The sequence below is a fragment of the Rhizobacter sp. P2_H3 genome (assembly GCF_056403355.1).
Genome location: NZ_JBFUFQ010000255.1, coordinates 1 through 7,750 on the forward strand (window position 1 = coordinate 1; position 7,750 = coordinate 7,750).

13 protein-coding genes are annotated in these 7,750 nt (G+C 67.9%); 9 read left to right on the forward strand and 4 right to left on the reverse strand.

Annotation, left to right across the window (positions count from 1 at the left end):
- The 5 genes from AC1D1T_RS27800 to AC1D1T_RS27820 all read left to right on the forward strand — a co-directional run.
- A partial coding sequence (locus AC1D1T_RS27800; RefSeq protein ID WP_477992890.1) for an NnrS family protein occupies positions 1-339 on the forward strand: 339 nt, incomplete at its 5' end.
- 18 nt (positions 340-357) lie between these two features.
- Positions 358-522, forward strand: a complete 165-nt coding sequence (locus AC1D1T_RS27805) for a hypothetical protein (protein WP_477826457.1) — start codon at positions 358-360, stop codon at positions 520-522.
- Complete coding sequence (locus AC1D1T_RS27810; RefSeq protein WP_477826458.1) at positions 515-958, forward strand: group III truncated hemoglobin; 444 nt, start codon at positions 515-517, stop codon at positions 956-958. The genes AC1D1T_RS27805 and AC1D1T_RS27810 overlap by 8 nt, the downstream gene beginning before the upstream one ends.
- 46 nt (positions 959-1,004) lie before the next feature.
- A complete protein-coding gene (locus AC1D1T_RS27815; protein WP_047502444.1) occupies positions 1,005-1,499 on the forward strand; it encodes a helix-turn-helix domain-containing protein in 495 nt (164 codons plus the stop codon).
- Positions 1,496-1,903 (forward strand): VOC family protein, encoded by a 408-nt coding sequence (locus AC1D1T_RS27820; RefSeq protein WP_477826459.1) that lies wholly within the window; start codon positions 1,496-1,498, stop codon positions 1,901-1,903. The genes AC1D1T_RS27815 and AC1D1T_RS27820 overlap by 4 nt, the downstream gene beginning before the upstream one ends.
- Before the next feature lie 42 nt (positions 1,904-1,945).
- On the opposite strand, the gene AC1D1T_RS27825 is transcribed toward AC1D1T_RS27820, so the two are convergent.
- Both AC1D1T_RS27825 and AC1D1T_RS27830 read right to left on the reverse strand, forming a co-directional pair.
- Complete coding sequence (locus AC1D1T_RS27825; RefSeq protein ID WP_477826460.1) at positions 1,946-2,404, reverse strand: hypothetical protein; 459 nt, start codon at positions 2,402-2,404, stop codon at positions 1,946-1,948.
- A gap of 204 nt (positions 2,405-2,608) precedes the next feature.
- Positions 2,609-3,217, reverse strand: coding sequence for an ATP-dependent Clp protease proteolytic subunit (locus AC1D1T_RS27830; protein WP_477826461.1), 609 nt, complete (start codon positions 3,215-3,217; stop codon positions 2,609-2,611).
- Positions 3,218-3,306: 89 nt separating this feature from the next.
- On the opposite strand from AC1D1T_RS27830, the gene AC1D1T_RS27835 reads away from it, so the two are divergent.
- Both AC1D1T_RS27835 and AC1D1T_RS27840 read left to right on the forward strand, forming a co-directional pair.
- Entirely contained in the window at positions 3,307-4,110 is an 804-nt protein-coding gene (locus tag AC1D1T_RS27835; RefSeq protein WP_477826462.1) for a sigma-70 family RNA polymerase sigma factor, read from the forward strand.
- The gene (locus tag AC1D1T_RS27840; protein ID WP_477826463.1) at positions 4,107-4,838 is read left to right on the forward strand and encodes a hypothetical protein; all 732 of its coding nucleotides are present in this window, start codon (positions 4,107-4,109) and stop codon (positions 4,836-4,838) included. Before AC1D1T_RS27835 ends, AC1D1T_RS27840 begins: the two co-directional genes overlap by 4 nt.
- Before the next feature lie 30 nt (positions 4,839-4,868).
- Here the strand turns inward: AC1D1T_RS27840 and AC1D1T_RS27845 are convergent, their stop codons facing one another.
- Positions 4,869-5,444 carry a TetR/AcrR family transcriptional regulator gene (locus tag AC1D1T_RS27845; RefSeq protein WP_477826464.1) on the reverse strand — a complete coding sequence of 192 codons (576 nt, stop codon included), beginning with the start codon at positions 5,442-5,444 and terminating at the stop codon, positions 4,869-4,871.
- 122 nt (positions 5,445-5,566) lie between these two features.
- Between AC1D1T_RS27845 and AC1D1T_RS27850 the strand changes: the two genes are divergently transcribed.
- A complete protein-coding gene (locus AC1D1T_RS27850; RefSeq protein WP_477826465.1) occupies positions 5,567-6,253 on the forward strand; it encodes a glutathione S-transferase family protein in 687 nt (228 codons plus the stop codon).
- Positions 6,254-6,336: 83 nt separating this feature from the next.
- Positions 6,337-7,119 carry an NPP1 family protein gene (locus AC1D1T_RS27855; protein ID WP_465112273.1) on the forward strand — a complete coding sequence of 261 codons (783 nt, stop codon included), beginning with the start codon at positions 6,337-6,339 and terminating at the stop codon, positions 7,117-7,119.
- On the opposite strand, the gene AC1D1T_RS27860 is transcribed toward AC1D1T_RS27855, so the two are convergent.
- Positions 7,077-7,529 carry a cupin domain-containing protein gene (locus tag AC1D1T_RS27860; protein ID WP_477992891.1) on the reverse strand — a complete coding sequence of 151 codons (453 nt, stop codon included), beginning with the start codon at positions 7,527-7,529 and terminating at the stop codon, positions 7,077-7,079. The two genes, AC1D1T_RS27855 and AC1D1T_RS27860, sit on opposite strands and share 43 nt — an antisense overlap.
- Positions 7,530-7,750 lie beyond the last annotated feature (221 nt).

A 7,750-nucleotide genomic window follows, 5' to 3' on the forward strand; every position in this document is an offset into this window, starting at 1 on the left:
GCCTTGCTCGCCGCAGCCCTGGCGTTCGGCAGCGCCGTGTCGCCGGCCGTCCACGCGCTGGCGGTCGGTGCCACCGGCGGCCTGGTGATCGGCATGATCACCCGCACCGCGCGCGGCCACACCGGCCGGCCGCTGGAGCCGACCCGGCTCGAGGCCGTCGCCTACGGGCTGGTGATGCTGGCGACCGTGCTGCGCGTCGGCGTGCCGCTGCTGTGGCCCGCAGCCTATGGGCCAGCCTTGCTGATCGCCGGCGCCGCCTGGATCGCCGCCTTCACGCTCTACCTCAGTCTCTACCTCCCCTGGCTGTGCTCGCCACGCGTCGACGGGCAGGACGGCTGAAACGAACTTCCCCACCCCATGAGCACCGTCGCCATCCTGTTGTCCGCGTTCGTCCTGTCGGTCGTCGCGCTGCTGGTCTTCAACGACGGCGCGATGCCCGCCTTCAAGGCCCAGGTGCGCGAACGGACGAAGGCCCGCGGCGAGAGCTTGGCGGACGACAAGGAGCTTCCCCAGCATGAGTGAACACGTGACAGCCCGGGCATTGGACCGAGCCGGCATCGAGACGCTGGTGCACGACTTCTATGGCGATGTGCGGAGCGACGACCTGCTCGCACCGGTGTTCAACAAGGTGATCGGCGACGACTGGAGCGTGCACCTCGATCGGCTGGTCGAGTTCTGGAGCACCGTGATGCTGGGCACGCGAACCTTCCGCGGCAACGTCTACAGCAAGCACATGGTGCTCGACGGCGTGCACCCTGAGCATTTCCTGCGCTGGATCACGCTGTGGCACCGGCACACCAACCGGCTGTTCGCAGGCGAGGTCGCCGAGGAACTCCAGCGCACCGCGCACGGCATCGGCCGCAACCTGTTCCACGGCTTCTTCGGCGAGTTCCCCCGCTTCGTGATGCACAACGGCGTGGCCGTCGGCCATGAGCCGGACGTGTGGGTCGCGCCCTGAGCCGCCAGTCGCTGGCGGGTGGCAGCGGGCGGCACAATGCCGCCCCATGAGTGACCTCCCGCTCCCGCCCCAGGATCCCGAGCTGCTGCGGCGGCTGCTGCGCGCGAAGGACCGCATGGATGCCGCCTCGCACGAAGCCTGGCCGGTGCAGCGGCTGGCCGGCGTGAGCGATGTCTCCGAGGCGCATTTCGCGCGTTCGTTCAAGCAGGCCTTCGGCACGCCGCCGCACCGCTACCTGCTGACGCGGCGCATCGAGCGCGCGACGGCGCTGCTGCGCGAGACCGAGCTGCCGATCACCGAGATCGCGTTCGAGACGGGCTGGGAGAGCCTGGGCACCTTCGGGCGCACCTTCCGCGACATCACCGGCGAGAGCCCGAGCACGCTGCGGGCCCGCGCGCGGGCAGCGGTGCAGGAGCCGGGCCGCGTGCCGGCGTGCGTGCTGAGTGCCGCGCACCGGCCCGACCTGACGATCGCAGTTTCGGAGAAGCGCCGCCGCGAGGCCGACGCTATAAATGAATCTCACGACAAGGAGATTCCATGATCCAAGGCATTGAAGTGGTCGGACTGTACGTGCGAGACCAGGATGAAGCGCTCGCGTTCTACGTCGACAAGCTCGGCTTTCGCGTCCACACCGACGTGCGCAACGGCGACTACCGCTGGCTGACGGTGCAGCACCCGGACCAGCCGTCGTTCCAGCTCGGCCTGAGCGTGCCGGGGCCGCCGGTGCTCGACGCCGAGACCGCGCAGGCGCTGCGCGCGATCGTGGCCAAGGGCGGCATGCCGCCGCTGGTGCTGAAGGTGGACGATTGCCGCGCTGCCCATGCGCGGATGCAGGCCCGCGGTGTCGAGTTCACGCAGGAGCCGATCGACCGCTATGGCACGGTGGATGCGGGCTTCCGCGATCCGTCGGGGAACGGCTGGAAGATGATCGAGGCACGGCGCTGAGCGTCAGGCGGCGGTCGGCTCGCGCCGCATGCAGGCGGGTCTTCAGCCTTCCTTCAGCACCAGCTTGATCCAGGGCCGGCCGTCCTGCGCGGTGCCTGATGGCACCACCTGGAAGACCGCCTCGGAAGCCGGGATCGGCTGCCGCTTCAGCTCCGGCGTGAAGTCGCCGTTCAATCGACTGTGCCTGACGTAGCGGACCACCTGCGTGCCGGAGACGAAGGCCAGGCTCATGACGCCGTCGTCGACGGACTCGAAGGGAACGACGCGTTCGCACTGCCGGGGCTCGACGCCCAGCACCGCGCAGATGTGCGCGCGCGGCGCGTACGGGCCGAACAGGTACAACTTCTCCCACTCGAAATCCGTGACGGCCGCGATGCGGACCTCCTGCGCTTGCGGGCCTCGGGCGGCCGCGCCGATGGCGGCCGACACGCGGTCATCGACCAACGAACAAGCCGAAGCAAGAAGCGCCAGCAGCGTGGCAAGTGTCGAGGTGTGTTTCATGGGGTCGAATGATCCTACAGGTTCTTGCGCCCGCGCCGGCAGGTCAGGCCTTCGCCGCGCCCTTCGGATGTGCCAGCGCGAGGGTCACGAACTCCACGAACGCCCGCGGCCAGCACGCTGAAGAAACCCGGGTCGGCGGGTTCGATGCCCTGCAGATCAGGAACGAGACCGACAAGTTCGCGAAGCTCGTGAAGGAGGCGAAGGTCACAATCGATTGAGCTCGCGGCGGAGCTCGCTCTTGCGCTCGATGACCCGCGACACCAGCCCGTACTCGACCGCTTCTTCGGCCGACAGCCAGCGGTCGCGCTCGATGTCGGCCAGCACCACCTCCAGCGACTTGCCGGTCTCGCGCGCGATCGTGCGTGCGATGCGCTCGCGCGCCTTGACGATCTCGAGGGCCTGGATGGCGATGTCGCTGGCCCGCCCGCCGGCGCCGCCGCTGGGCTGGTGGATCAGGAAGCGCGTGTTGGGCAGGCAGTAGCGCCGCGCGCGCGGCACCGCCAGGTACAGGTGGGTGGCGGCGCTGCCGACCCAGCCGGTGCCGATCATGTTCACCGGCGCGGCGATGAAGCGCACGATGTCGTGGATCGCATCACCCGACTCCAGGTGGCCCCCGGGCGAGCTCACCAGCACGTCGATGGGGTCGGCGCTTTCCGCGTCGAGTGCGATGAGCCGGCGCGTCACGTCCGCGGCCGTCACGTCGGTGACGGTGCCGAAGATCAGCAGCGTGCGGGCCTTGAAGGCCTTCTCCTCCAGGTAGGAGGTGCGGGGCTCGGTGGCGCCGGAGGGCGACACGGTGTCAGGGGTTTCCATCGTGGGATCCTCGTGGTTGAACTGCCTTGACGAACGAGGCGAGGCTGGCGTGACACCGACCCGTGGCCGGGCTGTGGCAAGCTGCGCCGATGCACGACGAACGCAAGCAAGCCCTGATCGATGCCGACCACCGTCGGCTGGTGCGCGCAGCCACCCGCCTGCTGGGCCCGGCGGACGCCGAGGATGCCGTGCAGGACGCCTACGTCCGTGCGCTGGAGGCCGACACCGAAGCGCTCAACGCCGCCCAGGCCTGGCTGCTCACCGTGGTGCGCAACCTGGCGATCGACCGCCTGCGCCGGCGCCAATGGATGCAGCACTGGCTGGAGGCGGAGATGAACGCCGGCGACACGGCCTCGTCCTCATCCTCGCCTTCGGCCGAGATGGATGCGGCGCTGGCGGAAGAGGCGGCCCAGGCCCTGCGCCTGCTCGCGGCCCATCTGACGCCGGCAGACGGCGCCGCGGTGCTGCTGCACGAGGTGTTCGAGATCGACCACGCCGAGATCGCGCGGGCCGGCGGCAGGTCCGAACCCGGCAGCCGACAGCAGTTGCGGCGGGCGCTGTTGCGGCTGCGGCAAGCGGGTCGCGCAGCGGAATCGCGGCCTCGCCCCGAACCGGCCGCGGGCGAAGAGGCCGTCTTCCGGGTGTACCTGCAGTCGCTGCAGCTGCGCGATCCGCACACGCTGTGGGCGCTGCTGCGCCAGCCGCCGGTCAACGCGTCGATGGGGATGCCTGCCATGGCCGTCGAAGCTGCATCGACATCGCCCGCGACCGCCTGCAGCGTCGTGCAGGTGGGCGGGCAGTTGGGCCTGGTGCTCACGCTGGACGGCGTCACGCTGTCCGTGTTGCCGCTGGGTGTGCAGCCCGAGCGCGACCGGGAGCCCTCGCTGTCATGACGGACCTGCCGATGCAGGACCAGACTCTCCTGCGCGAAGCCACCGTGGAGGAGCGTGCGGCGATTGAAAGCCTGCTGGTCAGGTTGCCTTCGGCTGCGACCCGTTGGAAGCATGGTGCCGAGAACGCCTTTGTCTTGTGGGCGGCCAGCCTGCTGAGCGTTGTCGTCATCTGGCTCGTCATCGGCTGGGCCCTTGGAAAGGCACTCTCCGTCGACCTCGGGTTGTACAGCTCCGCATCGCGGTGGGTCATCGGATTGGCCGTCCCGATCTGTGCGCTCTACGCCGTCACGTCGAGCGTCCTGTGGACTCGATCGCTGACGGACCACCGGCCCCTGTTGCGCGACGACCTGGCAAGTTCCAAGGTGATCGAAGAACGGTATGAGTTCGCCGAGGCCAAACGCTTTCAGGAGCCGGAGCACGGCGGACTGATCTACATGCTCCGCAGTGCCTCGGACAACGTGCTCGCCGTCTACGACCATGAGAGCCAGACGCTGGGCCTCGACGGACAAGATCCGCTGACCAGCAGATTCAAGCCGCTGTCCATGCTCACGCTCGTCAGAGCGCCAAAGAGCGGATACGTGCTCAGCAGCCAATCATCCGGTCGTCCACTGCATGTGGGTTCGCCCGAGGACCTCCTGGTGGATCCCCGAGACTGGCCGGAACAACACGAGCGCTGCGACATCCCGTGGGATCAGCTGGAAGTCAGGTTGGGTAACGCTACCCGTTGACGACCTTTCGATCAACGACCGAACACCAGCTCAGTCGAACAGCCCCGCCGCGGCGTAGGCCGACACGATCTCGTCGAAGACCTTCACGTCGCCGCGCCCCCGGGCGACCAGCTGGGCGCCTTCGATGGCCGCGAAGATCGCGAGCGCCCGGGACGTCAAGTCCAGCGGGTTCTTCCGCGGATGCCGCTCGGCCAGCACCTCGGCCAGCCAGCGCGTGTTCACCGAGGTGAACCGATCCACCTCCACGCGCACGGCATCCGGCAGGTCGCGGTACTCGGCCGACAGGATCCCGCACAGGCACATGCGGTTGTCGTTCTCCAGCGCCCTGCGGAAGATCGCGGTGTAGGCCTCCATCCGCTGCCCGTGGTCCGCGGACGAGGCGCGCAGCTCGTCGAGGAACGCAACCGCCTCGTCGACATACCGGCTCGCCAGCGCGGCCGCCAGGTCGCCCTTGGTCGGGAAGTGGTAATGCACGCTGGCGCTCTTGATGCCGACCTCCTTCGCCAGCTCGCGAAAGCTCAGCACGTTGTAGCCGTGCGCCTGCACCACCAGGCGGGCCGCCTGCAGGATGCTCTCTCGGGTGTCCGTGCGCGGGTCTGTGCTCATGGGCTCACTTTATCACATTACCTATCAGTAGATCAGATTGACAACGAGCATCACTCCACCTACAGTCCGCCGCTTACCTATCGATCGATAGGTAGTCAATCAACCTGATTTGAAACCTCCCCATGAAGATCCATGACCGCCCCGGCTTTCCCAACCCCGCCCGCATCCGCATCGTCCTGGCGGAGAAAGGGCTCGACGCGCAGTTCGAGTTCGTTCCGGTCGACCTGATCGGCGCCGAGCACAAGCAGCCGGACTTCCTCGCGAAGAACCCGTCGGGCGTGCTGCCGGTGCTCGAACTCGACGACGGCACGTTCATCTCCGAGTCCACCGCCATCACCGAATACCTCGACAACCTCGACGGCAAGCCGACATTGACCGGCCGCACGCCGCGCGAGAAGGCATTGATCCACATGATGCAGCGGCGCGCCGAGGCCTATGTGCTGGACCCGGTCGGGCTGTACTTCCACCACGCCACGCCGGGACTGGGTGATGCGCTGCAGGCCTTCAAGAGCCCCGAATGGCAGGGCCGCGCCGAGATGGGCCAGCGTGAAGCCGAGAAAGCCAAGGCCGGCATGAAGTACTTCAACGACGTGCTGGCCGACCAGGACTTCCTGGCCGGCGACGCCTTCTCGATGGCCGACATCACGCTGTTCGCCGGATTGATGTTCGCCGACGCCGCCGGGCTCGGGGTGCCAGCAGAACACAGCGCCCTGCTGCAATGGCGCGAGCGCGTCGCGCAGTTGCCGAGCGTGAAGAACCGCAGCGGCCAGGCCTTCCTGCCGTTCGACCTGAAGCGCATGGGCTTCTAGCGCGGGTCGCCACGGGTCGCGTCATGTCGACGACACAGTTGCCGGCCAGCATGGAAGCCCCTCCACTTCCCCGGCCCTGCACCATGATTCGAACTGCCTGCACTGCGACCCTCGGCCTGCTGCTCGCCGCCACCGCCATGGCGGACGACTTCTACCGCCTGGACGCGGCGCTGCCCGCCAACGTCGACATCCGCGCGAGCTACCCGGTGTTCGATTTCGATACCGACGGCTGCCTGCCCAGCGCCGGCATCAGCCGGCAGGGCCAGCAGAACGGCGGGCTCAAGCCGTCCGGCAGCATCACCGGCGGCTGCCGGCCCGGCAACTTCCTGGACACGTCCAACACGCTGCACCGCCACGCCTGCGTCCGCAGCGGCGGCGACATCTATTGCGGGCACTTCTACGCGCTGTACTTCCTGAAGGACCAGATCAGCGCGCTGGGCGGCGGCCACCGGCATGACTGGGAGCACGCTGCCGTCTGGACGAAGAACGGCGTGGTCACCCACGGCGGCTACAGCGCGCACGGCAAGCTCTACAACCAGGAGATCGGCACGCTGGACCAGCAGGACGGCCACCTGAAGATCGTCTACCACAAGGATGGTGCGCTGACGCACGCGATGCGCTTCGCCAAGTCGGGCGAGGTCGCCGAGAACGGCTACGGCCGGTTCGTCACGCCCAACATCGTCAGCTGGCAGGTGCTCTGGGGCGACGGCCTGAGCAACGCCCAGATGCGCGCGAAGCTGGATGCCTTCGACTACGGCTCGGCCAGCATCCCGCTGCGTGACGACAATTTCCTCGGCAACCTCAACAACTACAAGCCGGCGTCCTATCCGGCGTTCACCAGCGCGAGCCTCGATTCGGCAGGCTGACCTGCGGCATCGGTCCAGATGTCGTCCGGCAGCGAGCGATCACGCAGACAGACCCGATCGTGGTCCGGGTAGGTGATTCGATCGACGGGGGCTCGCGTTCCCACGACCAGGCACCGCGTCGGACTGGAACTCCTGTTCTCCAGGTAGTGCCCGATGGCGACGCCGGCCTTGAAGGTGGCCGCGTCGCCGACACGCATGGCCGTCTCGGTGCTGCCTTCGACCACCGTGATCTCGCCGGCGAGGACGTAGACCATTTCGTCCTCGGCGCTGTGCCAGTGCTTGATGGACGACCTGCAACCCGGTTGCAGGACTTCGATGAAGGCACCGAACTGCGTGAGTGCGCCGGCTTCGCTGATCCACAGCGTCTGGTTCGGCTCTGAAGAGCCTTCGACCGGGTTGACCTCGCTCACGAACTGCGCCGGGCTGAAAACGGGCATGCCGATGACTCCTTCAGATGAGGTGGACTCCGGATTCTGAGCCACCTTCCTTCGTCAACGCTCGAACGCTCCGAGATCCGGTGCACTTCCGGTGAACGGAAGCCCGACGTCGACGCCCTTGTCGATGAGGCCGCTGGTCGGCGCCAGGCGCAGCTGCGGCAGCACGGGCAGGCTGCCGTCGGCCTGCCGGGGCG

Excerpts from the sequence above, each read along its gene's own strand:
- AC1D1T_RS27805 (WP_477826457.1), top strand. The coding sequence starts at position 358 with ATGAGCACCGTCGCCATCCTGTTGTCCGCGTTCGTCCTGTCGGTCGTC.
- AC1D1T_RS27810 (WP_477826458.1), top strand. The coding sequence starts at position 515 with ATGAGTGAACACGTGACAGCCCGGGCATTGGACCGAGCCGGCATCGAG.
- AC1D1T_RS27815 (WP_047502444.1), top strand. The coding sequence starts at position 1,005 with ATGAGTGACCTCCCGCTCCCGCCCCAGGATCCCGAGCTGCTGCGGCGG.
- AC1D1T_RS27820 (WP_477826459.1), top strand. The coding sequence starts at position 1,496 with ATGATCCAAGGCATTGAAGTGGTCGGACTGTACGTGCGAGACCAGGAT.
- AC1D1T_RS27825 (WP_477826460.1), bottom strand. The coding sequence starts at position 2,404 with ATGAAACACACCTCGACACTTGCCACGCTGCTGGCGCTTCTTGCTTCG.
- AC1D1T_RS27830 (WP_477826461.1), bottom strand. The coding sequence starts at position 3,217 with ATGGAAACCCCTGACACCGTGTCGCCCTCCGGCGCCACCGAGCCCCGC.
- AC1D1T_RS27835 (WP_477826462.1), top strand. The coding sequence starts at position 3,307 with ATGCACGACGAACGCAAGCAAGCCCTGATCGATGCCGACCACCGTCGG.
- AC1D1T_RS27840 (WP_477826463.1), top strand. The coding sequence starts at position 4,107 with ATGACGGACCTGCCGATGCAGGACCAGACTCTCCTGCGCGAAGCCACC.
- AC1D1T_RS27845 (WP_477826464.1), bottom strand. The coding sequence starts at position 5,444 with ATGAGCACAGACCCGCGCACGGACACCCGAGAGAGCATCCTGCAGGCG.
- AC1D1T_RS27850 (WP_477826465.1), top strand. The coding sequence starts at position 5,567 with ATGAAGATCCATGACCGCCCCGGCTTTCCCAACCCCGCCCGCATCCGC.
- AC1D1T_RS27855 (WP_465112273.1), top strand. The coding sequence starts at position 6,337 with ATGATTCGAACTGCCTGCACTGCGACCCTCGGCCTGCTGCTCGCCGCC.